Source organism: Plesiocystis pacifica SIR-1 (genome assembly GCF_000170895.1).
In the GTDB taxonomy this organism is placed as follows: domain Bacteria; phylum Myxococcota_A; class Polyangia; order Nannocystales; family Nannocystaceae; genus Plesiocystis; species Plesiocystis pacifica.
In genome coordinates, this window is record NZ_ABCS01000004.1 from 72,931 (window position 1) to 96,625 (window position 23,695).

A 23,695-nucleotide genomic window follows, 5' to 3' on the forward strand; every position below is an offset into this window, starting at 1 on the left:
CCCCCACAGGCGCTCCTGCACCGGGGACGCTTCGTCGCTCCGCTCCTCCGCTTTGGCTTGGTGGGCAATGGAGTTCGTGCCTTGGAGAAGGCATGTGGTCGCCCCCGCTCGCGGGGGCGTGGGTTCGTGTGCCCGGCATGGACACCGACCTGGAGGTGAAAGTCCTCCTCCAAGGAGCCACGAACGAAGAAAGGGAAGCGTAAGGGCCCGAGGGCGACTGAGGGTCTGAAAGAAGCGTGAAACGAACCAGCGGGTCGACGCACAGAAACCGGATCAGAGGCGGGGCGCCGAGGGCGAGCGTGCGAGTGAACGCGAAGCTCTTCGTGGCCGAACACGGCGTCACGTGCATCCGGCGATCGCGCTGGGAAGGCCGGTGTCCTTACCCGGGGAGCTCTCGCTCTAGGGGCCTGAAAGGGCCACGTGGTCACGCACGCGGAGCGAGAAGTCAGCAGAGGTCACGAAAGGCGTCGAAGGGCGCCACAAGGACCGAACGATAGCGAGGGCACGACGCCCGAGAATCTCGACGAGACCATGCCTCAGACGTCCAAACAAATGGAGCTCCCCCTGTGGGCCACCGGTGGATCCGGGACGCCCGAGGGGAGCGAGGAGGCCTCGTCGGCGAGGACCGGAAACGAGGGCCCAGGCACGCGCGCGCTCATGGAAGAGGTGGTCGACCACCGCAACCTCGAGCGCGCGGCGAAACGAGTCAGGCAAAACCGTGGAAGTCCTGGCATCGACGGGATGACGGTCGAAGAGCTGCCCAGGTGGATGCGCGAGCAGTGGCCTGGGATGCGCGAGCAGCTGCTCGCGGGCAGCTACGAACCCAAGCCGGTGCGAAGGGTGCAGATCCCCAAGCGCGGGGGAGGCGAGCGCGAGCTCGGCATCCCGACGGTGGGCGACCGTGTGATCCAGCAGGCGATCCTGCAAGTCCTCCAGCCGCGGCTGGATCCAACCTTCAGCGACCACAGCTACGGCTTTCGGCCGGGCCGCTCGGCCCACGACGCGGTCTCGCAGATGCGGGACTACGTGACCGAAGGGCGAGTGTGGGTCGTGGACATCGACCTGGAGAAATTTTTCGACCGGGTCAACCACGACATGCTGATGGGGCGGCTAGCCAAGCGCTTGGAGGACCGTCGACTGCTCAGGACGCTCCGCCGCTACCTCTCGGCCGGCGTGATGGTCAACGGGGTGAAGGTGGAGCAGAGGCGAGGGACGCCGCAAGGCGGACCGCTGTCGCCTCTACTTGCGAACGTGTACCTCGACGAGGTGGACAAGGAGCTCGAGCGACGCGGCCACGCGTTTGTCCGCTACGCGGACGACCTCCGGGTGCTCGTGCGGTCGAAGCGAGCGGGGGAGCGGGTGATGGGCGCGCTCATCAAGCGCTTCGCCAAGCTGCGGCTGCGAGTCAACGAGTCGAAGAGCACGGTCGCTCGGGTCTACGAGCGACCATTCTTGGGGTTTGACCTGTGGGTCAACAAGAAGGGCGAGACGAAGATCGGGGTGGCGAGCAAGTCCATGGAAAGGATGAAGGAGCGCGTCCGCGAGCTTACGAACAAGCGTCGCGGACGGCGTGTGGAGCAGGTGGTGTGGCAGCTGCAACGCTACCTGCAGGGGTGGTGGAGGTACTTCGGGCTGACAGAAAGCCGACGAGGACTCCGAGACGTCGAGGGGTGGACAAAAAACGCGACAGACCGACGGGGCCGGGGCCGCGTCGGTCTGTTCGTTCGGGAGAGCGCGTTGGCTCAGGCCAGGGCGACGGTCGCGGCCTGCATCGGCCCGCTCTCGGTCCACAGCGCGCCGGCGAGGCCGGGGCCGTCGACGACCTGGCGCACGGGGACGTCGTCCGCGGCGTAGACCTCGCTGGCGACGGGCGCGGTCCAGCGAACCTCGCGCTCGAGGAAGAGCTGGCGCTGCACCGACCAGGCGTCGTCCGAGGTGCCGTGGACGTAGAGGCGGAGGAAGCCGGGGACGCGCACCCAGGGGCCGCCGGGGTGGGCGCCCGCGGGGATCCAGCGCAGCTCGAAGTCGCCGAGGCTGCCCCGCCAGCAGCGCCACGGGTTCGGGATGCTCCGGCGGAAGCGACGGCGATGGTCGAACTCGGCCCAGTGCAGCTCGAACTCCTCGGCGCTGATCTCCTCGGCGTCGGGGTGGCTGGCCATGTAGCCCACGCTCACCGGTCGACGCAGGAGGATGTCCTCCGGGGAGAAGCGGACGCCTTCGGAGTGGACCTGAAGCTGCCGGTAGACCCAGCCGTGCTCGTCGATCTCGTAGAGGGTGACCCCGGGACCGCCGTCTTCATTGCCCTTGTACATCCGGATGTAGCGCATCACTTGGCTCCGTCGACGAGTTGGCCCGACCTGCATCACCATCCTTGGCCCAGCACGTCCGTGTGCTGGCGGTCCGTAGACCAAATCATCACTCCCAATCCTGGAGTGTACGCATTGTTACCTGCTCGCTGAATCACATTACTCCGTCCTTGGAGCCGCAGCGGGGAGGCGCTCTGATCTCGTCGACTCTTGGTTTACACCGGGGAAGCTCGATTTTCAACAGATATATCAAAAAAATCCAGCAGGGCTGGATTTGCGTGGTCGGCGGCGTAAAGCACGCTGAAAATTGGGGCGATTTGGCACACACTCTCCTGCGCTTAAGGCCAACACGTACTTGTGAATCACGCTCCATACGCTGTTATTCTAGGAAATACGGCAGAATTGCATGGGCGAAGGCGATCACGGGATAGTCAAGTGCGCTCTGAACAATGCTCGTTTTTGCACATTCTGCCTAAAAGATTTCAGCCTCGCTGAAATTCTTGGCGGTGAAGATCGTCTTCGCTCATCCCTGAAGGTTCCTATAGTGCCCATCGGGGCAAGATGCCACAGGGAGAGCTGAGGCAGGAGGCCGCAGTGCCCCAAGGAGGCCACTGTGTTGGCATTAGAGGTGTGGGAGGCCCTTTGTGTGGTCTTAAATGAATGACGCCACTTTGCGGCGGGCAAAGCGGCGTCAGACGACTTTGTGGGTGATCTGGGCGATCTCAGGGGATGCACTCGGCCGAGCAGTTGAGCTGGCCGCACAGGAGCAGGGCGTTCGAGGCCCCGTTGAAGGCGTTGCAGTTGATCTGGCAGGTCTGGGGATCGCCGCCCATGCTCACGCAGTCGTAGGCGCAGGTGCACGGGCCGTCATCGAGGCAAGCGACGATCTCGGTGCAGCACGAGTCCTTGATGCAGGTGAGGCAGGGGATGTCCATGAGATCCGGGTCGCAGATCGGATCGCCGCCGGTGGTGGTGGTGTCCATGCCGCCGTCGGTGGTGGTGGTGTCCATGCCGCCATCGGTGGTCGTATCCATGCCGCCGTCGGTGGTGGTGTCCATACCGCCGGTGGTGGTGTCCATGCCGCCGTCGGTGGTGGTATCCATGCCGCCGTCGGTGGTGGTGTCCATGCCGCCGGTGGTGGTGTCCATGCCGCCGTCGGTGGTGGTATCCATGCCGCCGTCGGTGGTGGTGTCCATGCCGCCGTCCGTGGTGGAGTCCATGGTGCCGTCGGTGTCCTCGGCGGTGGAGTCTGCGTCCGTCGACGAGTCCTGATCGGCGCTGCCGCCTTCTTGGTCGTCGCTGGCGGTCCCGGAGTCTCCGGCCTCTCCGACCTCGTCGTTGCCGCCGGTGGATGAGGCGCCGATGGATTCATCTTCGCCGCAGGCCGCGAGGCTCAGTGCCAGGAGCCCGCACAGGGCGATGGGGGACAGGGGGGAGGAGCGGTGGGTACGCGAGAACATGGGGGCCTTCCTCTCGAAAGTGAGGAGTTCGTAGTCCAATGGGGTTCGCCCGGCGGGTCATGCATCCGACGGGCAGCGCGTCGATGATAGCGGAGTCTGGGCTCGGCGTGCGGGCTTTGCGGAGCCCGACGGAGCTGGCTCGCCCTCCAAGCTCGATTTGCTATAGCCCCGGCCATGGCCGAGCCGCCCGACCACGAAGCCGCGCCCGGCCTGCGCCGACGCTTTCTCGGCCTGGCCGTGCCGAGCATCGTGGCCTCGCTGATGGTCCCGGTCGCCAGCCTCGTCGACGCGGCGATCCTCGGCCACCTCGAGGTGCTCGAGCCGCTCGCCGGGGTCGCCCTCGCCGGGGTCGTGTTCGACATGCTCTATTGGTCCTTTGGCTTCCTGCGCATGGGGACCACGGGGCTGAGCGCCCAGGCCTTCGGGCGCGGGGAGGTCCGGGAGGTGCGGGCGCTGCTGCTGCGCGCGGGGCTGATCGCCTGCGTGCTCGCGGGGCTGATCCTGGCGACGCAGGGCCCCGTGGCCTGGCTGGCCTTCGCGGTCCTCGACGGCGAGCCGGCGGTGGAGGCCGCGGCGCGGGCCTACTTCGACGCACGGATCTGGGCGGCGCCGGCGGTGCTGCTGAACTTTTGCGTGACCGGCTGGCTGTTGGGCCTGCAGCGCACGCGGCCGATCCTCGTGCTCGCGACGGTCAGCAACGGCACCAACGTGGCGCTGGATTACCTGTTCATCGTCGAGTGGGGTTGGGGGGCCGCGGGCGCGGGCTGGGCCACGATGGCGAGCCAGGTGGCGAGCCTGCTCGTGGCCCTGCCGATCGCGCGTCGGGCCTGGCGGGAGCTCGCGGATGGAGCATCGGGTGACGCGGACGCGCGATCCCCCGATGCCTCCGAGGTCCTGAGCTGGACGCGGCTGCGACCGCTGCTCAGCCTCGGCCGCGACATCTGGCTGCGCACCTTGGCGCTGATCGGCGCGTTTGCGATCTTCACCAACTTCTCGGCCGCCTTCTCCTCGACCCTGCTCGCGGCCAACGCCCTGCTGCTGCGGGTCCTCGGCCTGGCGAGCTACTTCGTCGACGGCTTCGCCCACGCCACGGAGAGCCTCACGGGGGAGTCCGCCGGTCGGGACGACCGCGGCGGGCTGCGCCGCTTGCTGTTGCTCGCGCTGCGCTGGGGCCTGGGCACGGGGGCGGCCTTCGCCGGGGCCTTCATCGCCTTCCCGGGCCTGTTTGGCCTGCTGACCGACCAGCCCGAGCTGCTCGCCACCGTCGTCGCGGCCCGGGGCTGGCTGGTGGTCGTGCTCTTGCTCGGCTCGCTGGCCTACGTGCTCGACGGCTACTTCATCGGCCTGGCCGCGGGGCGGACCTTGTCTCGGGCGATGCTGCTGTCCTTTGGCGTGGGCTTTTTGCCCCTGGCCCTGGCCTCGCGCTACGCGGGCGGCGGGCCCTCGATGCTGTGGTTCGCGCTCATCGCCTTCATGGCGGCCCGCGGCCTGACCCTGGCCGCGGCCGTGCCCGGGACCCTGCGCCAGCCCTCAGCCTGACAGCGCCTGGCGGGCGAGCTTGCTGATCAGCAGGCCAAAGCGGTGCGTGGCGAGCTCGACGGACTCGGCGTCGAGGGACACGTAGTGGGGGAAGCAGACCTCCTCGAGGGCGCGCACGGCCACCTGGGCGCAGATCATCCCGTGGCGTCGGGTGAGGTGGAGGACCAGGCCGCGCAGGGCGTCGACGCTGCACTCCGTGGGCAGGCCGTCGCTGATCATCACGAGCAGCTTGGCCTTGCGCCGGGAGGCCATGGCGACCTTGGCGACGTGGGCCAGGGCGGCGGCGTCGTTGTTGCCCCCGCCGGTCACGAGCGAGGTCACGGCGCAGCGGCGGGCGTCGCCGGCGTCGTAGATGAGCTGATCGGTGAACCCGAAGAAGCGCGCGTCGACGTTGTCGACGGGGGCGGCGGCCTCGGCCAAGAGCACGCCGAAGCGGATCGCCTTTTCCATGTGGTCGCGCAGGCGCATGGAGCCCGAGCAGTCGATGACCACGCCGATGAACAGGTCCGTGGTGATCTGCGGCTCCCGGGCGATCAGCATGCGCGGGTCCTGGCGGGTGACGACGGCGGTCAGGCGCCCGCGGTCGAAGCTGCGCCCGCGCATGCGCCCGCGCTTGGGCACCAGGGCGACGCCCATGCTGGCGAAGAACTCGGCGAGGTGGTTGGCGTGGCGCTTGACCTCGGCGGCGACGCGGCGGTGCTCGTCGGGGCGGGGCGAGAGCCGCTCGACGCGGGTGATGCGGTCGAAGTCGACCTCGCCGCTGACGTTGATGGCCAGGCGCGGCGGCCCGTCGCTGCCGGCTTGCTTGGCCGCCGACTCGGGCTGGCGCCGGGGGTCGAGGATGCGCTCGACCTCCTGCTGAAGATCCTCGTCGCCGATGTTCTCGCCCCGGACCTGGGCCTCGCGCTCGGACGCGCCCAGGGTCTCGTGGCCGCCGCACAGGTCCGCGGTGGGCAGCTCGTGGGCGAAGAGCTCGGCGAGGCGCTCGGTGATGGCCCACAGCCCCTCCATGTCGAGGCGGCGGAAGCTGGGCGTGAACAGGGTCAGGGCCTCGGCGACGCGGGGATCGTCGTGGCGGTTGCCCAGGCCCAGGCGCAGGGCTCGGGCGAAGCGGGCCCAGGCGCTGCCGCTGCGCTCGAGCTGGCGCAGCAGCGTGCCCCGGTGCGCGCGGACGCTGGTGGGGTCGAAGGCGGGGCGCAGCTCGGTGGTGGTCAAGGTGGCGAAGGCCGCAGGCCCGAGGGCGGTCAGCAGCCAGTTGCACTCGAACTCGCGCTCGGCGTGCTGGAAGGCGTGGGCGCCCAGGCGCTTGAGGCGATCGCCGTAGTCGGCCCGGAGCGCCCGGAGGTTGCGCTCGAGGTGCTCGTCGGCGACGAGGTTGAGCACGCCGTGCAGCCCCTGCGCCTGGGCTCGCTTCCACACGGCCTCGCCCGCCTCGCCGCCGTGGAACATGTGGTGGCCAAACTCGTGCAGGATCAGGGCCTCGACGATCTGCCGGCCGTGGCGGGCCCTCGCCAGGTAGGGCAGGGTCGAGACGTAGATGCGCGCCTCGTTCATGCGCGTGTAGCCGAAGTCCTCGCGGCGCTCGGTCATGTGCACGCTGAACAGCCCGCCGGTCAGCTCGAGGCCACGGCGCACGCCCCAGGCGAACATCTCGGCGACGTCGAGCATCCGCAGCCGCCGCTCGCGGAAGTTGGAGGTCGCGCGGATCAGCTGGGGGCGCACGCTCGCGTCGCGGCCGTCGAGCAGCAGGCGGCGCAGGGACTCGCTGGCCGCTGGCCCCGCGCACGCCCGGGCGACGCCGAGGGCCCGGGACTCGAGGCAGCTGGACTTGCCGCCGATCAGCGCCGCGTCGACGATGGCCGCGGCCACGCGCCCCGACAGCTCGGGGCCGAGGCCGCGGAGCCAGCCGACGCCCCGGTCTCGCTGGGCGGCGCAGGCCTGAGCCATGAGCACGGGCAGCCCGGTCTCGTCGGACTTGGACAGCAAGGTCAGGGCCGCGCCGCGGCGCAGGTCCGAGGGGCGGCAGCTGTCGACGGCGAGGAAGCGGCGCAGGGCCGGGACCGCGCTCGAGTCGGTCTTGGCCACGCAGCGCTCGACGGCGAGGCGGTAGGCGTGGGGGTGGGGGCTGTCGACGAGGGCGTCGGCGATGGCGTCGAGCTCGGCGACCTGGGTGAGCGCCTGCCAGTCGCTGGCCCGGAACCACCCCGGGTTGCGGGAGGTGCCCTCGGGGCTGCGGGCGGCCTCGAGGGCGGCGGGGACCCGCTCGAGCTCGCCGCGCTCGGCGAAGGCCATGCTCAGGCGAAAGCGCAGCTCGGCGTCGATGCCCGGGCGCTCGACCAGGGCGCGCAGGCGGGCGATGGCGGCGGGGTCCTCCCACAGCGGGACGCTGTCCATGAGCACGTCGATGCGCGGGGGGAAGGTGCGCTCGGCGGCCTCGTCTGGAGCGGAGCCCTCGGCGGGGACGGTGGCCTCGAGCAGCTCGGCGAGCACCCCCTCGCCGCGGCCGCCGAGGGTCAGCAGGCGCAGCACCGCCTCGTTGACCAGGATCGCGTTGCGGTCGAGGGCCGACGCGCGCAGCAGCTCGAGGTCCTCGGTGATGCGCACGCGCCCGAGCAGGCTCTCGCGCACGGGCGTGCGCTCGGCCCGGGCGGCGACGGTGCGGTTGGGCAGGCCGTCGATGCGGACCCAGCGAGACAGGGTGTGGCGGGTGACCTGGTCGTAGTCGACGGCGGACGCGAGGACGCGGGGGCGCTGGGCGTCGAGGGCCGCGCGGCAGCAGCGGGCCAGGTGCAGGCTGACGAGCAGCTGGGCCGCGCTCGGGCCGAGGTCGGTGTCGAGCTGATCGACGAGGAAGGCCGGGAGCTCGGGGTCGTCGACGGCCTCGAGCTTGGACTCGCCGCGCCCGCGATCGCGGGTCGCCCACAGCGAGACGACCCGGGACGCGGCCATCCACGCGCGGCGGCGCAGGATGGGCGAGGGCAAGCTCGCGCAGCGCTCGAGGGCGGCGCGGAAGCGGGCGCTGTCGGCGGGGTTGGCCTTGGCGCTGCCAAAGCTGCGCAGCCACTCGCCGAAGGCGAACGCGTGCTGCTCCCAGCAGTGCATCCACGCGTGGCCCAGGGGCCCGAGCTCGCGGGCGGTCTGCCAGGTGTTGACGGCCGCGCCGACCACCGCGCTCTCGAACTCCGAGTCCGCCGCGTCCCAGAAGCGATCGAACTGCTCGGCGATCAGCGTCAGCGAGTCGTGGGAGCCGAGCAGGGCGACGCAGGCGGCGGCGCGCATGGCCGGGACCGGGGTCGTGAGCAGGGCGGGGTCGGGGCGCCGGGCGAGGGCGGGGGCGAGGCCGATGCTCGGGCCGGCGAGGGCGGGGGCGAGGGCGCGCTCGAGGTCCGCCGGCATGACCATGGCGATGGCCTCGACCTCGGCGGAGCTCAGCGAGGCGACGCTGCTGCGGCTGCTGATCCGGTGCGCCGAAGGCATCGGCGGGGCGAGGGCGAGGAGCAGCTCCCGGGACAGGGCCCGCGCCGGCTCCTCCTCGCGCTTGGCCAGGGCGTTGGCGATGCTCTGGACCAGGCTCGGGAGCAGGGGCAGGTCCTCGGACGCGATGCGCCGGCCCAGGGCCGAGAGCGCGTCGAGCTCGAGGCCGGACAGCAGCAGCTCGAGGGTGGGGGGCGGGAGGACCTTGAACAGGGCGTGGACGAGCTCGAACTCGCCGGTGCGGATCACGGGGCTGTCGCCTTCGCCCGTGTGCAGGGGCAGGCGGCGCAGCCGGGACTGGAGCAGCTGGGCGGCCGTCGCCGGCTCGAGCTCCTTGACGAACACGTGGATACAGCGCGAGAGCTTGTCGAGGCGGGGGAGGACGCCGGCCTCGGCGAGGGATACGAGGCCCTCGCCGAGCTGGCGCAGGGCCGCCCGGCCCAGGCCGCGGACGATCAGGCGGGTCCGCTCGACCTTGGTGCCCCACGCCGCCAGGGCGATCGCGCGGAGCTCGGCCATGCGCTGGGCGTTGGCGCGGCCGCAGAGCTTCAGGAGCTCCGCGGCCTGCTCGTCGGACTCGACCAGGCGGCACATGTAGCCCCACTCGCCGAGGGCCGGCTGCGGGCACTGGGCGAGGCGACGGGTGACCTCGGCGCGGGGGATGAGCTCGAGCAGGCGCACGACGCTGGGCCGGCCGCCGAGGCACATCAGCCCGAGGGCCACGTCGAGGAGCAGCTCGCCCGCGGGCCCGCGGCACAGCGGGGAGCGGACCAGCTTGGCGACGAGCTTGGCCCGGGCGCGCTGGCCCGCCCGGGGCATGGGCTGGAGCCCCCGGGCGACGCTGCGCAGCAAGGCCGCGGGCAGCCGCCGGGCCAGGCAAAGGCGCGGGCGCAGGCGGACCGCGACGTCGAGGAGGGCGACGAGGGCCGGCGGGGCGTCCTCGCCCTCGAGCTCGCCGAGGTGCTCGAGCACGACCTGAACCAGGGCGGCGCACAGCCGGGTCTGGACGGCGGCGTCGATGGTGCGCGGGCCGATGGCCTGGACCAGCGCGCGCAGGGCCGCGGGTTGGGGGTGGGCGCTGAGCAGCAGGGCGAGGCTCTCGAGGTGGGGGTCCTCGCCGAAGGCCGCCGCCATCGCCTCGGCGTCGACCGGCTGCCCAGGTCGAGATTTGGGGGCTTTCCCAACATCTTTCCCAGCATCTTTCCCAGCATCTTTCCCAGCGCCCTCGATCCACCCGAGCAGCGCCTCGGCCTGCTCGAGGCTGCGCCCAGGCCCCCGGGCGAGCAGCCTGGGCAGCTCGTCCTTGCTGCGCGCGAGCTGGGCGACGACCTCTCCGGCCGTGGCGTGGCCGCTGCGGAACAGGGCCAGGGCTAGGGCGAAGCCGCCCTCGGGCCAGGGCAGCGCCCGCGCCAGCTCGGCGTTCTCGGGGTCCGCGTCGCAGCGCAGGTACACGCCCTGGGCCTTGACGCTGCCGTGGCTCGAGCGCAGGGCCAGGCGGCGGACGTCGGGGCGGGGGTGGAAGAGCAGGTGGATCCAGCGCGGGTCCTTGGGCGCCGAAAAGCTCGCCGCGAGGCCCCGGGCGGCGGCCTCGCGGACCTCGGGGGCGTCGTCGTCGAGGGCTCCGATCAGGGCCCGCAGCCCCTCGATGCCCTCGACCCCGCCGAGCACCCGACACGCCCCCGCGCGCACCTGGGGATCGTCGTGGTTGCACAGCGATCGCACACCCCCGAGGTTGATCGCCAGGATGGTCGGCTCCTTGCGGCCGGCGCTAGCGAGGCTGTCGAGGGCGGGGAGCAGGTCCGCGGCCGGGGTGCTCGGCTCGGCACGGGAGAGGGTCTGCCAGATGTCGAGGTCGCGCACGGGGGTGCCAAACGATCGCACCCGCGGGCGCTCGGGTCGAGCGGCGCGGGTGCGAAAAAGGGACGAGGAGAGGCCGCTGAGGGACGCGGGGGCCCGGGTGGGGGACAGATCTGGTGGCGACGGGAACAGGCCAGGGGCCCATCGTTCGGCGTCGGTATCGATCCGAGTCCACCCGGAGACTCGCGGGCGCGGGAGAGTCGATGGTTTCGGCGAGGGGAGTGTCCGCTCCGATTCCACTCGGAGGAGACGGGCTCGTCGAGGCTATCGAGATCGACGGTACGGCGAGAGCGGAAGCTCTACGGCGAGGGGTGCTCGCCGGTCCACTGGGACACCAAGGTGGTTGAAGGGGTCCCGGACACCACGCCTGGCTGCTCCCACCTGAGAAGCCCCCGTACTGGCGTGGTCGTGAGCCGCTCCCCGTCCGCGAAGGCTCGCGGGGGAGGGGATGGGCTCGGCGTCTTGGCTCTCCCGGGCGGGTGCACCAAAGCGGCGCTCTCCGTGCGGGAAACTGATTTGTCAGCCAAGTGATGGAGTTACTTCAGCGACATGGGGCACACTCCTGCGGGGAGTCATCACCAACGCTCAGGTAATAAACGGCCGCCGAAGGGGGCGCAAGCCGGAAGCTGATAGAATTCTGAGCGTGTCCGCTCCAAGCCTGACGGTGAACGGCGAGTCCCTCGAAGTCGAGGGCATCGACCCCCACACCACGCTCCTCGACTTTCTGCGCGATCGTGGCCTGGTCGGGACCAAAGAAGGCTGCGCCGAGGGGGAGTGCGGGGCCTGTGCGGTGGTCGTGCTGCGCCTCGAGCACGAAGGCCCGCGCTACGTCGCCGTCAACGCCTGCCTGACCCTCGTGGGCTCGGTCCTCGGCGCCGAGCTGCGGACCGTCGAGGGGTTGAGCCCCCAGCCAGGGTCACGGTCGGCGGGGCGGGCCGCGGGGCCCTCGGTGGCCGAATTGCACCCCGTCCAGCGGGCCATGGTCGAGCTCGGGGGATCCCAGTGTGGGTACTGCACCCCCGGCTTCGTGGTCAGCATGTTCGCCGAGTACTACCGCCGCGAGGCGAGCTTGACCCCATCGGGCGAGCCGGGCCTGCGTTGGGATCCCGAGAGCGTCGCCGGCAACTTGTGTCGTTGCACTGGCTACCGACCCATCCGCGAGGCCATGCGCAGCTTGCCGCTGGCCGCCGAGGACGATGGCTTCCGCGCGCGCCTGAGCCAGCCCCTGGCGCCGCTGGGGGAGGCCAGCCTCGTGCGCGAGGACGTGCCCGGAGGTGGGGGGACGCGGCGGCTGCATCGACCGGCGAGCCTCGCGGGCGCCCTCGCGCTGTTGGCCGAGGAGCCCGCGGCCAAGCTGATCGCGGGCGGGACCGACCTGGTCGTCGAGGTCAACCAACGAGATCGGCGCTGGCCGACCTTGATCGCGCTCGAGGCCGTGGACGAGCTGCGCACCCTCGAGCTCGGCGGCGAGGAGATCCGCATCGGCGCGGGGCTGAACCTCAGCGAGCTCGAGCACCGCCTCGGCGGCGCCCTGCCGCTCCTGGACGAGCTGTTCCCGCTGTTCTCCTCGCGGCTGATCCGCAACCGCGCGACCCTGGGCGGCAACCTGGTCAACGCCTCGCCCATCGGCGACTCCCCGCCGGCGCTCCTGGCCCTCGACGCCCGCGTGGTGCTGGCGTCGCAGCGAGGCGAGCGCGAGCTCCCGCTGGTCGAGTTCTTCACCGGCTACCGCCAGACCGCGCTCGCCCCCGGTGAGCTCCTGCGCGCGGTCATCGTGCCCCGCCGCGCCCCGACCCACGCGCACTTTTACAAGGTCAGCAAGCGGGTCCTCGACGACATCTCCACGGTCGCGGCGGCCTTCGCCGTCGACCTCGACCCCGCCTCCAACACGGTCACGCGCGCGCGCCTGGCCTACGGCGGCGTGGCGGCGACGCCCGTGCGGGCCCAGGCCGTCGAGCAGGCCCTGGTCGGCCGGCCGTGGACGGCCGAGACCGTGGCCGAGCTCGCCCCGCAGCTGCGCGAGAGCTTCACGCCCTTGAGCGACCACCGGGGCAGCGCGGCCTACCGCCAGGCGATGCTCGCCCGGACCTTCGAAAAATTCTTCCACGAGACCCAGGCCGGCCGGCGCCTCGGCCCCCAGCCGCCGCCGAGCGTGGTCTTGCCCGTCCTGCCCCCCCGACCCCAGAAGGGAGCGAACGCGTGAGCAGCTCCGAGCCTCCCCCCAACGTCCCCGTGACCCCCCACGTCGGCAAGGCCCTGCCCCACGAGTCGGCGGTCGGCCACGTCACCGGTGCCGCGCACTACACCGACGACCTGCTCCCGCGCTACGCCGACGCCCTGCACGCGTGGCCCGTGCAGAGCCCCCACGCCCACGCGCGCCTGAGCCAGGCGGCCATCGACGACGCGGCCGCGCTGGCCATCGAGGGCGTGGTCACGGTGCTGACCGTGGCCGACGTGCCCGGGGCCAACGAGGTCGGGCCCGTGGCCCACGACGAGGCCCTGTTCCCCGAGGAGGTGATGCACTGCGGCCAGGCCGTGGCCTGGGTCCTCGGCGAGACCCTCGAGGCCGCCAAGCTCGGCGCGGCGGCGGTCGTCGTCGACTACGAGCCGCTCCCGGCGATCACCACCATGCGCCAGGCGATCGCAGCCGAGAGCTTCCTGACCGAGGCGCTGGTCATCGAAAGTGGGGACAGCGGCGATGTCGAGGCCGCCCTGGCGGCGGCGCCCCACACCCTCGAGGGCGAGCTCGAGATCGGCGGGCAAGAGCACTTTTACCTCGAGACCCAGGCCGCGATCGCGTGCTGGGACGAGGCCGGCGAGGTGTTCGTGCACAGCTCGACGCAGCACCCCAGCGAGACCCAGGAGGTCGTCGCCCGGGTCCTCGGCCTGCACCGCAACAGGGTCACCTGCCAGTCCCTGCGCATGGGCGGCGCGTTCGGAGGCAAGGAGGTCCAGGCCAACCCCGTCGCCGCGGTCGCGGCCCTGGGCGCCCACAAGACGGGCCGACCGGTGCGCGTGCGCTACGACCGGCAGCTCGACATGACGATGACGGGCAAGCGCCACCCCTTCCTGGCCCGCTACCGCGCGGGCTACGACGGGGACGGCCGGATCGTCGCCTTCGACCTCCAGCTCTACAGCGACGGCGGCTACTCCCTGGATCTGTCCAAGGCGATCATGTTCCGGGCGCTGTTCCACTGCGACAACTGCTACCGGATCCCCAACCTGCGCGTGGTCGGCCGGGTGCTGCGGACCCACAAGACCTCGCAGACTGCCTTTCGGGGCTTCGGCGGGCCCCAGGGCATGGTCGCGGGCGAGGACATGCTCGCGCGCGTGGCCCAGGCCGTGGGCAAGCCGGCCCACGAGGTCCGGGCGCTCAATTTTTATGCCGAGGGCGACCGCACCCCCTACGGCCAGCTCGTCCGCGACGCCGAGCGCATCCCTCGGATCTGGTCGGGGCTGATGGGGTCGGCGGACTTCGAGGCGCGCCGGGCCGCCGTCGCCGAGTTCAACGCCAGCCACCCCCACGAAAAGCGCGGCCTGGCCATCACCCCCGTCAAGTTCGGCATCTCGTTCACGACCAGCTTCCTCAACCAAGCCGGCGCGCTCGTGCTCGTCTACCAGGACGGCTCGGTGCAGGTGAACCACGGCGGCACGGAGATGGGCCAGGGCCTGCACACCAAGATGCTGCAGATCGCCGCCGACGGCCTCGGCGTGACCCTGGACCAGGTCCGGCTCATGCCCACGCGCACGGACAAGGTGCCCAACACCTCCGCCACGGCGGCGTCCTCGGGCTCGGACCTCAACGGCGCGGCGGTCGAGCGGGCCTGCGCCCAGATCCGCGAGCGCATGGCCGAGGTCGCCGGGCGTCGCCTGCAGGTCCCGCCGATGGACCTGCGCTTCGCGGGCGGCCGCGTGTTCCCCTTTTGGTGCGCCCCGGGCCACCCCGATCACGGCGCGAGCAGCCTGGGCTTCGTCGAGCTGGCCCAGCAGGCCTACCTCGAGCGGGTCTCGCTGTTCGCCGCGGGCTACTACCGCACGCCCGCGATCCACTACGACGAGGCCGCGGGGCGCGGGAAGCCCTTCCACTACTTCGCCTACGGCGCGGCCGTCAGCGAGGTCGAGGTCGACGGCTTCACCGGCCAGTTCGTGCTCCGCCGCGTCGACATCCTCCACGACGTCGGCAGCTCGATCTCCCCGCTCATCGACCGCGGCCAGATCGAGGGCGGCTTCATCCAGGGCATGGGCTGGCTGACCTCCGAGGAGCTGATCTGGGCCGAGGACGGGCGCCTGGCGACGCGCGGCGCGTCGACCTACAAGCTCCCGACCCTCGGCGAGTGCCCCGAGGCCTTCCACGTCGAGCTGCTGCCCATGGCCGCGGAGCCGGCGGTGGTCAAGGGCAGCAAGGCCGTGGGCGAGCCGCCCTTCATGCTGGCGATCTCCGTGCGCGAGGCCCTGCGCGAAGCCGTGGCTGCGTTCGCGGCCGAGTCGAACGCGGCGCCCGTCGAGCTCGGCTGCCCGAGCACGCCCGAGGCCGTGTACTGGGCCATCGAGGGCGTGCGCGAGGGCCGAGCCAAGCAGGTCAGCGCGGCCGAGTAGGCGAGGCTTCAGGCGGTCGCGGCTCGCCGGGCCTCGAGGCGCTCGGCCACGGCCTCGGCGATGGTCTGCAGCCGCGCCACGTCGCCCGTGCTGAACTCGCGCGGGCACGTCCCGATGACGCACAGCGCCCCGACGGCCTCCTCCTTGGCGGTGATCAGCGGGATGCCCAGGTAGCTGCGCACGCCGTCGTGGGTGACCAGCGGGTTGTGGGCGACGAGCTCGTGCTGCTCGGCGTCGTCGACCTGAAAGGGGGTCTTGGAGGCCACGGCGTGCCGGCAAAAGGACCACTCGACGGGGGTCCCCTGGACCTCGTCGAGCCAGCTACCCAGGCCCGTGCTGGCCATGAACAGCTGGGAGGAGTCGAGCACGATCGACAGGGCTGCGATGGGCAGGTCGAGCTCGCGGGCTGCGCGCTCGACCAGGGTCTGCAGCTGCGGGTCCTCGATGGGCTCGACGAGATCGAGGGCGGCGATTTCGCGCAAGCGGGCGAGCTCGGCAGGGCTAAAGTCTGTCATGATTTCACCCGTGCTCCGTGCGCTCGATGGCGGCATAGCTATGTGCGCGAATCGCGAAGGAGCGCGCGAGCACACTGACGAGACCCCGTTGCCGGGTCATGGTCTCGGATAGCACGATGAGCTCCTCGAGGTCGAGGTGAGCGAGCTGCTCCTGGAGCTCGGCGCCGATCTCCGAGCGGAGCTTCGCCTCGCGTACGGCCCGGGTCAGCGCGAGTTGTGCCGCGCCAGAGCCGAGCACGGTGGTCAGCGAATCGACGAGATCGCTGGCCTTCGGGCGCGTAAAATCGCGCTCTTCCAAGCCTTGAGTCACCCTGCGACTCTCGCAAATCAGCATGCAGAAGACAACGACTATTTTGCGGTAAGCGCAACGTAATCGGGGTGGAACCAGTGCCATTGAAAAGGCGGCACTCGGATTCAAATGCGCTTTGTTGGCCTTTGAATCTCAGCGAGTTCGGCGCCACCCTGACCAGAAGGTTGGCGCGCTGCGCGAGTCGATTGGCGCAGATCGACAGTGGCGCTCCCTGGGCTCGGTCTAGGCTCTCATAGTGCGTCAAGAGGAATCTGACGCGAGCGGGATGCGGGGTACTGGGCACGCGAGATCTGGCGGGGTGCGAGCAGAGCGCACCTCGGAGGTGATCGCGTGTGGTGATGGTTGGGAACGATGAGGGACCAGGACCGGAGGTTGACCGACCGGGTAGGCCGAAGCTCTCAGACATGAGGTGTCCGCTCAGGGCGGCACCGGATCAGCTTCGTTGGGCATTGGGCCGGTAAGTCGTCCTCAGGAGGCCTCGGGACTAGCGTTCGGACCTCGATGGGCCAGGACTAGAAGTTGGAGGTCCTCCGTCGGACCGGTGTCATCGAATGGAATTCGTCAGGTGCTGGGCTGTGGCACCTCGTCGGTGGTTGGGGCCAGCTTCAGGCGGCTGACGTCGAAGAGCTTCTTGCTGTCGAAGACAGCTCCGTGAGCGACGTGCCACAAGGCGCTGACCAGTTTTCGCATGAGCGCGATCAGGGCTTTTTGCTTTCGCCCTGCGTCGCGGGAGACCTTCTTGGCGTACCAGGCTCGGACGATCCGATCGCGCTGGATCAAGCGGAGTACAGCGAGGTAGAGGAACAGCCTGGCGATCCCAGGGCCGCGCTTGGTGATGTGCAAGCCGCCCTTGGACTTGCCCGAGCTCTTCTCCTTGAGGTTGAGCCCGAGGGCTTTGACATAGGATGCGGGGCAATCGTACTTCGTCGGGCAGCCGACGCCTGCGACGAGGACAGCGGAGGTGGCCTTGCCGACGACCGGCGCCATCGCCTTCGTCGCCGAGCCTTCGAGCAAGGCGAGCTTCTCGACCTTCGCACGGGCCTTCTTGGCGGCCTTTTGGTGTCGCCGACATTCGGACGCGATCGTGCTGACGAGCTCGAGTTCCTCGTCGAGCTGAGGAACGCCAAGGCTCGAGTGCGCCGACTCGATCAGCTTGTCGATCTTGTCTTGGGCGAGGAAGTTTCCGCCGACCCTTCGCATGAGCTCGCGGGCCTCGTCTTCTCGCTCGACGAGCGCCGCCGGTCCGCCAAACTCGATCAGGGTCTCGAGCATCGTCGCCGAGTCCATCGACATGATCGATGAGGCCCCAGGCCAATGCCTTGCGAGCAGGCCTTCGAGGCGATTTCGATTTCGCCCGACTTCTTTCTCGTGAACCTCCAAGACCCTCAGCACAGCGGCCAATCGACGCTGATGCTCCGGCTCGAGCGGCCACGGCTCGCTGATGTCCCCGAGGTGGAGCTTGGCGATCAAGGTGGCTGACTTTGCGTCGTGGAGGCTCGGCACGCCATCGAAGACCTCGGCTGCATCGTGGACCCGCTTGGGGTTGACTCGGAACACGGCGACGCCTGCTCGGTCGAGAGCAGCACGGATCGCGTCGCCGTAGACGCCGCTGGGCTCCATGACGACCTCGACGCGCTTGGGGCCGCCAAGGTGCTCGACCAGCGCGAGGAAGGTCCTGGACTCGGCCGGATGAATCCACTTCACGATCAGCAGGACTTGGCCCTTGTGGTTGACGATGGCCGCGTAGAAGTCCTCCTTGGCGACGTCGATCGCCACGATCACCCGTCCAGTGTCGAGCTCGGCGCTCAGCTTGGTGAGATCTAGGCCTTGGATTTTCGTGGCTCGGTATTTACGCTTGGACATGGGGATGACCTCCGACTTCTTTGAGTGCCCAGGCAAAAAACCTGGGTATGAGGCATCCCCCTCTTTCTACAGCTGACTAGCGGGCATGAGCGAGGCTGCGGGCAAGCGAGTGCTGATCACGGGCGCCACGGGGATGGTCGGGGGGCAGGCCCTCGACTACGCCCTGGGCCACCCGGAGGTCGGGGCCGTCACGGTGGTCGGGCGGCGCAGGGTGGGACGCGAGCACCCCGAGCTGCGCGAGATCCTGCATGGAGACTTCTCGGACTGCGCGGCCCTTGCCGATGTTCTGCGCGAGCAGGACGCCGTGCTCTACTGCATCGGCGTCTACACCGGGGCCGTCCCCGACGAGCTGTTCCGGGCGATCACCGTCGACCACACCCTGGCCTTCGCGGGCGTGCTGGCCGAGGTCAACCCCTCGGCCAGCTTTTGTCTGCTCAGCGGAGCGGGGTCCGATCCCTCGGGGCGCAGCCGCATGGCCTTCGCCCGCTACAAGGGCGCGGCCGAGGCGGGGCTGAGCGCGCTCGGCCTGGGCCGCTTCCACTCCTTCCGTCCCGGCTACATCTACCCGAGCGAGCCCCGGGAGGAGCCGGGCCTGAGCTACCGCATCACCCGGCGGATCTACCCGGTGCTGCGTCGCCTCGCGCCGGGCTCCGTGATCACCGATCGGCGGCTGGCGGAGGCCATGGTCGAGGTCGGTCTCCACGGCGCCGGCTCGCACGCCTCGCCCTTCCTCGAGAACCGCGACATCCTCGGGCTGAGTCCGCCCGACCTCCCCGCCTGATAGAGTCCCGCCGCCGTGTTCGACTTCGAGAACTTCCACATCCGCGACGGCGGGAGCTGGGTCGCGATGGTCGGGCTGGTGCTGTCCTCGTCGCTGGTCGCGTTCGTCTTCCAGACCATGGACTTCGTGGGTGATGCGAGCGAGGACCCCTTCGAGGCGGGCATGAACGACGTGCCGATGAACGCCCTGTGTCGGACCATCGAGATCGACTTGCGCCAGATGCTCGGAGAGACCGAACTACCTCCCGGAGAACAGCCCGTGGGCGACGTGCTGTACTGACCGACCGCCCGGATCCGTCGCTGGGGGCTGGGGCCATTTTCCCCAAGGTGTTGGCGTTCGAGCTGGTTGCCGCTGGCGCCTGTGCGCGGCGGGGGCCTCGCTCGTGTGTGGTTCGAGGGGCGCCTCTCGAAGGGGAAGGCTCAGGAGCTCGCAGGGCGATTGTTCGTGGTGTTCTCGATCGAGTCTGCCGCGCTCGCCCATCCGCGTCGGGCTTTGGCGCTACAACCGAAGGGTGGAGCGCAAGCTGGCCTGGCTCGTCGCTACGTGGCTGTTTGCCGCAGTGGGGATGATCGCGTCGAGCCTGGTTTTTGGCCAGCCGATCGGCATGTTCGCGGCCGTGCCGATGATGGCGACGGCGTGGGTGCTGGGCCTGCGCGCCAGCGTCGTGGCGGCGGTCGCGTCGCTGCCCTTCTCGTTTTTGTGCGGAGCCTTGGGCGGCCTCGCGCCCCTGGCCGTGCTGGCCATCGATCCCTTCTTCATCCCCGGCCACGTGCTCGCGGGCGCGGTCACCATCTTGCTGGGCTACTCGAGCACGCTGCGCCAGCGCCTGCAGGCCGAGACCAAGATGCGGGTCGAGAGCGAGCGGGCCCGGGTCGAGGCCGAGATGCAGGCGCAGCTGGGCCGGGCCGACCGCCTGGCGACCGTCGGGACCCTGGCCGCGGGCGTCGCCCACGAGGTCAACAACCCGCTGACCTTCGTGCTCGGCAACCTCGAGCTGACCCGGGACGAGCTCGCGGACCAGGGCGAGGCGCCGCCCAGCGCGGCGGCTTGGGCCCAGCTGCGCGCGAGCATGGATGAGAGCCTGCGCGAGGCCCTCGAGGGCGCCGAGCACATCCGCGACGTCGTCGGCGAGCTCAAGCTGTTCGTGCGCGATCAGGACGACACCTTCGAGGCCGTGAAGCTCGAGGAGGTCCTCGACACCTCGCTCAAGCTGTGCCGCCACGAGCTCGGCCACGACATCGAGCTGGTCCGTCACGTCGAGCTGGTCCCGCGGGTGCGCGGCAACCCGGGCAAGCTCGCGCAGATCTTCATCAACCTGCTGGTCAACGCGGCCCAGGCCATGGCCGAGGGCAAGGGGCGCATCGAGCTGCGCCTGGTCCGGGACGGCGACGCGGTCGTGGCCAGCGTGTCCGACGACGGCGCGGGCATGAGCGAGGCGGTGCGGGCGAAGATCTTCGAGCCCTTCTTCACCACCAAGCCCATCGGGATCGGCACAGGCCTGGGCCTGCCGGTGTGCGCGAGCATCGTGCGTCACCACGGCGGCAGCTTGAGCGTCGACAGCGTCGAGGGCGTGGGCACGACCTTCCGCCTGCGTCTGCCGGTGTGGACCGGAGCTCAGGAGTCCAGCGGGATGGTGTCCCTGGGCGTGGGCGCGCGCTTGAAGATCCTGGTCGTCGACGACGACGCGGGCGTGCGCCAGACCCTGGCTCGCCTGCTCGACAGCCACCACGAGTGCACCACGGTGACCAACGCGGGCGCGGCCATGGCCCACCTCGAGCGCAGCGCCGTGGACCTGGTGGTCTGCGACCTGATGATGCCGCGCTGCACCGGCATGGAGCTCCACGATCGCCTCCAGGCCGAGCGCCCCGAGCTGCTCGAGCGGCTTTGGTTCATGACCGGGGGCGCGACCACGGAGCGAGCCCGGGCCTTCGTCGAGGCCCACCAGGGCCGGGTGCTGGCCAAGCCCCTGACCCGCTCGAGCTTGCTGCCGGCGCTGCGCGAAGCGGCCGCGCGGGCGTGCTTGGAGACGAGCTCCGAGCTGGCGAGCTAGCGAGCAGAAAGTTCAGTCCGACTGCACGCGCCAGTCTTCGACGGGCAGCGGCGTCGTGAACAGCCCGTCGCAGACGGCCAGGGTCTCGCGCTCGGACAGCACGCCCTTGGGCCCGATGAAGATCATCTCGACGTCGTTGCTGGCGTGGACCTGGTCGCCGACGAGGATCAGGCTGCGCATCACCAGCAGGCGCCCGTTCATGCCGATGGCGCGGGAGTCGATGGTGTAGCGGGTGCCGAGGCTCAGCTCCCGGCGGTAGATGATGTGCTGGTTGGCGACGACGGGGTGGATGCCCTGGGCCCGCCAGCGATCCCAGCCGCGCGAGCGGAGCACCCAGTCCGTGCGCCCGATCTCCATGACCTGGGCGTAGACGGCCTGGTTCATGTGCCGGTTGATGTCGAGCTCTGCGAAGCGCACGCGCCGGTCGACGCGGGACACGAGGCTGCCGTCGACGTTGAGGCGCGAGCGAAGGACGGCGGGCGCGATGCGCATCAGGTAGCCGAACATGGCCGGATGATGCACCACGATCGGCCGCCCGGGCTCACCCGAACTCACCCGAACAGGCCGTTGACGATGCGGGTCAGCACGGCGCGCAGGCGCGGCGCCGTCTGTCCGGGCCGCGTCGAGGATCGTCGTGATGTGCGCGACCAGGTCTTCCTGGGTGCGCTCGAGCATGGCTCCGATCGCTGGGTCGCGGTGACCCTCGGCGAGGGGCTCCATGGACAGGCGGGCGTACAGGGGATCGGCCATCTCGATCAGCGCCGCCTCGAGGAGCTCGACGGAGGCCGCGCGGAGGTCGTCGGCGCGGGCGGGGCCTGGGAGGAAGCCTAGGCTCGGGGCGGCAGCACCATCGGCAGGGCGTACATGCCGTAGGCCTTCATGAAGATCGGCTCGCCCGCGAGCTCGAAGCCCACGCGTCGGTAGTAGGCGATGAGCCAGGGGATCGGTCCGTCCACGGGGCGGTGCCCGGCGACGCTCGTGTGGGGGTCGCGGGCCAGGACGCGCCGTCCGGCTTGGGGGTTGGACTGCGCGAGGCGAGCCCACAGACCCGCGGCTTCCCCCGGGGTGCGCAGCCAGGTCGCCGCGACCGTCAGCACCGCGCAATCTCGTGTTGCGGCGCACAGTGCATCGAGGATGCGATCGAGCAGACCGAGGCCCCGCCACGGTCGCAGGCACGCGGCGTAGCTGCCGTGAACCAGCTCCGCCGAGCCAAAGGCCCCGGGGCGGATCGTGGCGACGCGCTCGCAGGGCAGCCCGTAGTCCGTGCGATCGGCGCGCGCGCGGGCGGGATCTCGGCGGTGGATGCTGGCGGTGGCGACGGGCTGTTCACCGCGCCAGGCCGCGACCGTGAGGGAAGCCGCGAGCGCGAGCTCGATGGCGGAGTCTGGCGCAGGGTGCTGTGCCCAGGGTTCGCCCCGACACGCCTCGTGCAGGGTCTGGCAGGCCAACTGAGCCGTGGCCAGGCACTCCTGGGGCGTACGCGCGGGGCGGATCTGGAGGCGTCCGTGGAGCTCGGTCGTCATGCTCCCGAGAAGTGCCCGCTGCGGTCGGATCGGATTAATGCCGGGGCAACTTTGGTGGCTCGCCCAACCCCCTTTGCGCGAGGCAAAGCTGCGCGGCGAACGCTTTCCTAGCCCCCCGAATGTGGCGGCCTGCGTGGGCTACTAATTGCTCGATGCGACGCGAGCTCTTGCCCATGGTCTTGTTGTCCCTGTCCCTCGCGTGCACGGACGACGTGTCCGAGACGAGCTCGGGCGACGACGAGGTCGGGAGCGAGTCGGGCGGGTCGAGCGAGTCGAGCGAGTCGAGCGGGACGGAGGCGGGCACGGACGACGTGGGCACGGACGACGTGGGTACGGACGACGCGGACACGGAGGGGACGGGCACGGACATGGGGATGGAGGAGACGGGCTCCGAAGAGGAGATGGGCTCCGAAGAGGAGATGGGCTCCGAAGACACGGACACCGGCGGCGAGCCAGTCTGCGGCAACGGCGAGGTCGAGGACGGCGAGGACTGTGACGACGGCGGCCAGTCGGCCAGCTGCGACGAGGACTGCACCCTCGCCGAGTGCGGCGACGGCGTGGTCAACACGGCCGCCCGCGAAGGCTGCGACGACGGCAACGCCGTCGACGACGACGCCTGCTCCAACGCGTGCGTGCTCGCGAGCTGCGGCGACGGCATCGTCAATGACGGCGAGCAGTGCGACGACGGCAACGACGTCGACACCGACGCGTGCCCCTCGACCTGCATGCACGCGAGCTGCGGCGACGGCTTCGTGCACGAGGACGTCGAGCAGTGCGACGGCGGCGGCGAGACCGAGACCTGCGACGCCGACTGCACGGCGGTGAGCTGCGGCGACGGCACGGTCAACGCCAGCGCCGGCGAGGCCTGCGACGACGGCAACGAGGTCGACACCGACAGCTGCCTCTCGACCTGCGAGTCCGCGAGCTGCGGCGACGGCTTCTTGCAAGCGGGAGCCGAGGAGTGCGACGACGGCAACGCCGTCGACGACGACACCTGCTCCAACAACTGCACGGTCAACTGCGCGGGCGAGATCTTCGTCGAGGACTGGAACGGCTACAGCTACTGGAAGGTGCCGGTCGAGGGCCTGATGAGCGACGAGAACATCGCGGCCGCGTGCACGGCCTGCAACCTCGATGTCCCGTGCTCGGGCCCGGTGGGCTGCCAGTTCAACGACGACGTGTGCGTGCAGACCGGCAACGAGACCAACTGCAGCAACCCGATGATGAAGATGTCGCAGATGCTCTGCGACGGCGCGAACCCGGGGGCTTGCGAGCCGATGTGGGGCCTCTACCAGTACCTGGGCGGGACCTGGTCCAACGGCTCGTGCGGGGCCGAGGAGGCGAACTGGTGCGCCTTTGGCAACGACGCGACGGACCGCTATGGGCTGTGCGTCGAGGCCTTTTAGCGCTCGTCAGGGTCG

16 protein-coding genes are annotated in these 23,695 nt (G+C 70.4%); 8 read left to right on the forward strand and 8 right to left on the reverse strand.

The window, feature by feature from the left end; translation table 11 throughout:
* Positions 1–552: 552 nt before the first annotated feature.
* Positions 553–1,854, forward strand: a complete 1,302-nt coding sequence (gene ltrA / locus PPSIR1_RS45545; RefSeq protein ID WP_086000970.1) for a group II intron reverse transcriptase/maturase — start codon at positions 553–555, stop codon at positions 1,852–1,854.
* Here ltrA and PPSIR1_RS47320 read toward each other — a convergent pair.
* The gene (locus tag PPSIR1_RS47320; protein WP_006969554.1) at positions 1,743–2,330 is read right to left on the reverse strand and encodes a hypothetical protein; all 588 of its coding nucleotides are present in this window, start codon (positions 2,328–2,330) and stop codon (positions 1,743–1,745) included. The genes ltrA and PPSIR1_RS47320 overlap by 112 nt on opposite strands.
* Positions 2,331–3,028: 698 nt before the next feature.
* The gene (locus PPSIR1_RS49065) at positions 3,029–3,766 is read right to left on the reverse strand and encodes a hypothetical protein (protein WP_053335307.1); all 738 of its coding nucleotides are present in this window, start codon (positions 3,764–3,766) and stop codon (positions 3,029–3,031) included.
* A 174-nt stretch (positions 3,767–3,940) separates the two neighbouring features.
* On the opposite strand from PPSIR1_RS49065, the gene PPSIR1_RS03270 reads away from it, so the two are divergent.
* Positions 3,941–5,305: an MATE family efflux transporter gene (locus tag PPSIR1_RS03270; protein ID WP_006969556.1), complete on the forward strand. Its 1,365-nt coding sequence runs from the start codon at positions 3,941–3,943 to the stop codon at positions 5,303–5,305.
* Here PPSIR1_RS03270 and PPSIR1_RS03275 read toward each other — a convergent pair.
* The gene (locus PPSIR1_RS03275; protein WP_006969557.1) at positions 5,297–10,639 is read right to left on the reverse strand and encodes a HEAT repeat domain-containing protein; all 5,343 of its coding nucleotides are present in this window, start codon (positions 10,637–10,639) and stop codon (positions 5,297–5,299) included. The genes PPSIR1_RS03270 and PPSIR1_RS03275 overlap by 9 nt on opposite strands.
* Positions 10,640–11,279: 640 nt before the next feature.
* Here PPSIR1_RS03275 and xdhA point away from each other — a divergent pair.
* Both xdhA and xdhB read left to right on the forward strand, forming a co-directional pair.
* Positions 11,280–12,839, forward strand: coding sequence for a xanthine dehydrogenase small subunit (xdhA, locus tag PPSIR1_RS03280; RefSeq protein WP_198154445.1), 1,560 nt, complete (start codon positions 11,280–11,282; stop codon positions 12,837–12,839).
* Complete coding sequence (gene xdhB / locus PPSIR1_RS03285) at positions 12,836–15,232, forward strand: xanthine dehydrogenase molybdopterin binding subunit (protein ID WP_006969559.1); 2,397 nt, start codon at positions 12,836–12,838, stop codon at positions 15,230–15,232. The genes xdhA and xdhB overlap by 4 nt, the downstream gene beginning before the upstream one ends.
* A gap of 8 nt (positions 15,233–15,240) precedes the next feature.
* On the opposite strand, the gene PPSIR1_RS03290 is transcribed toward xdhB, so the two are convergent.
* From PPSIR1_RS03290 to PPSIR1_RS03300, 3 genes are all read right to left on the reverse strand, one after another.
* The gene (locus PPSIR1_RS03290) at positions 15,241–15,747 is read right to left on the reverse strand and encodes a GAF domain-containing protein (protein WP_006969560.1); all 507 of its coding nucleotides are present in this window, start codon (positions 15,745–15,747) and stop codon (positions 15,241–15,243) included.
* A 4-nt stretch (positions 15,748–15,751) separates the two neighbouring features.
* Complete coding sequence (locus PPSIR1_RS03295) at positions 15,752–16,081, reverse strand: hypothetical protein (RefSeq protein ID WP_006969561.1); 330 nt, start codon at positions 16,079–16,081, stop codon at positions 15,752–15,754.
* 537 nt (positions 16,082–16,618) lie between these two features.
* On the reverse strand, positions 16,619–17,920 hold the full coding sequence (locus tag PPSIR1_RS03300; protein ID WP_157595158.1) for an IS110 family RNA-guided transposase: 1,302 nt from the start codon (positions 17,918–17,920) through the stop codon (positions 16,619–16,621).
* An 85-nt stretch (positions 17,921–18,005) separates the two neighbouring features.
* On the opposite strand from PPSIR1_RS03300, the gene PPSIR1_RS03305 reads away from it, so the two are divergent.
* The 3 genes from PPSIR1_RS03305 (at position 18,006) to PPSIR1_RS03315 (ending at position 20,751) form a co-directional block, all read left to right on the forward strand.
* Entirely contained in the window at positions 18,006–18,701 is a 696-nt protein-coding gene (locus tag PPSIR1_RS03305; RefSeq protein ID WP_006969563.1) for an NAD-dependent epimerase/dehydratase family protein, read from the forward strand.
* 15 nt (positions 18,702–18,716) lie between these two features.
* Positions 18,717–18,980 carry a bestrophin family protein gene (locus PPSIR1_RS03310; RefSeq protein ID WP_006969564.1) on the forward strand — a complete coding sequence of 88 codons (264 nt, stop codon included), beginning with the start codon at positions 18,717–18,719 and terminating at the stop codon, positions 18,978–18,980.
* A gap of 232 nt (positions 18,981–19,212) precedes the next feature.
* Complete coding sequence (locus PPSIR1_RS03315; RefSeq protein ID WP_006969565.1) at positions 19,213–20,751, forward strand: hybrid sensor histidine kinase/response regulator; 1,539 nt, start codon at positions 19,213–19,215, stop codon at positions 20,749–20,751.
* A 12-nt stretch (positions 20,752–20,763) separates the two neighbouring features.
* On the opposite strand, the gene PPSIR1_RS03320 is transcribed toward PPSIR1_RS03315, so the two are convergent.
* Together PPSIR1_RS03320 and PPSIR1_RS03330 are read right to left on the reverse strand one after the other, a co-directional pair.
* A complete protein-coding gene (locus PPSIR1_RS03320) occupies positions 20,764–21,501 on the reverse strand; it encodes an acyl-CoA thioesterase (protein ID WP_086000974.1) in 738 nt (245 codons plus the stop codon).
* Between the two features lie 77 nt (positions 21,502–21,578).
* Entirely contained in the window at positions 21,579–22,274 is a 696-nt protein-coding gene (locus tag PPSIR1_RS03330) for a hypothetical protein (protein WP_006969568.1), read from the reverse strand.
* Between the two features lie 152 nt (positions 22,275–22,426).
* On the opposite strand from PPSIR1_RS03330, the gene PPSIR1_RS03335 reads away from it, so the two are divergent.
* On the forward strand, positions 22,427–23,680 hold the full coding sequence (locus tag PPSIR1_RS03335; RefSeq protein WP_157595159.1) for a DUF4215 domain-containing protein: 1,254 nt from the start codon (positions 22,427–22,429) through the stop codon (positions 23,678–23,680).
* Positions 23,681–23,695: the final 15 nt, after the last annotated feature.